This window comes from Arhodomonas sp. KWT, from assembly GCF_010993615.1.
This window is the reverse complement of record NZ_WNXE01000577.1, coordinates 1-1,029: the sequence shown is the minus strand read 5'-3', so window position 1 is coordinate 1,029 and position 1,029 is coordinate 1. Positions and strand designations below refer to the sequence as shown.

The window sequence follows — 1,029 nt, the reverse complement described above, 5'->3', positions numbered from 1 at the left end:
TGCTGGAGCTCGGGGTTCATCGGTACACGGATGGCGACGGTGGTCGACCTGCCGCCGACCGCCATCTTCTTCTGGCGCTTCGTGATCGCGGTCGCCCTGTGTGCGCTGATCCTGCTCGCCCGCCGCATGGCCACTGCCCGGCGCGCGGCGCTGACGCCCCGGGCGGTGGCGGCCGAGCTCGTGGCCGGCAGCTTCAGCGTCGGCGGCTTCCTGCTCGGCGTCGTATTCGCGACGGCGCTCGGGGTCAGCCCCGGGATCGTCGCGCTGATTACCGCGTTGCAGCCCCTGATGACCGCGCTCGTCACCAGCCTGCGCGTCGGCGAGCGCATCGGCGCCGCCGGGTGGGCGGGGGTCCTGGTTGCCGTGGCCGGCGTGGCGATCAGTGTCGGCGGGGACATGCATGGGGTCGGAAGTGCCCCGGTCTGGGCCTACAGCCTGCCGTTTGGCTCCGCGGTATGCCTGACCGCCGGCGGGCTGCTGTCCGCGTACCGCCCGGCGGTGGGATTCGGTCTCGTCGACCGGCTGCTATGGCAGCTCGCTGCGGCGGCGGCGCTGTTCCTGCTGGCACACCTCGTCTATCAGGGTGGCCTGCCGGCACTGCCCGGGGCGGAAGCGGGCGACTGGCGCGCCATCGTCTGGCTGGTGGTGCTGTCCAGCTTCGGCGGCTACGGTTTCTTCATCGCCAGCCTTCGGTGCCACGGGGCCAGCCTCACGGCGGTGCTGTTCTATCTCACTCCGCCGGTGACCATGGTCTGGACGGTCCTGCAGTTCGGTGACCCGGTCCGGCCGCGGGAGTGGCTCGGTGGTGTGCTCGCGGTGGCGGGGGTCGGCGTGTCCCTGTGGGGGATGCGGCGTATGCGCACCGTTGCCCCCGGCCGTCCGGGGTGGCAGCGTGACGGGCGTCTGCGCTCAGTCCAGGCTGATCCGCAGGCCCGCGGCCGCGGCCAGCGGCGCCAGGGTCAGGGCGAGGGCGGCCATCGCGCCGAGCAGCTCGAGCTGGCCGGTCACGCCGAGCCCGGAGGCCGCGGC

The 1,029-nt window shown here is 73.3% G+C and carries 1 protein-coding gene; it reads left to right on the top strand.

Going from position 1 to position 1,029, the window contains the following annotated elements:
• On the top strand, positions 1-1,029 hold a 1,029-nt coding region (locus tag G7A99_RS20850), incomplete at both ends, for a DMT family transporter (RefSeq protein WP_163143808.1).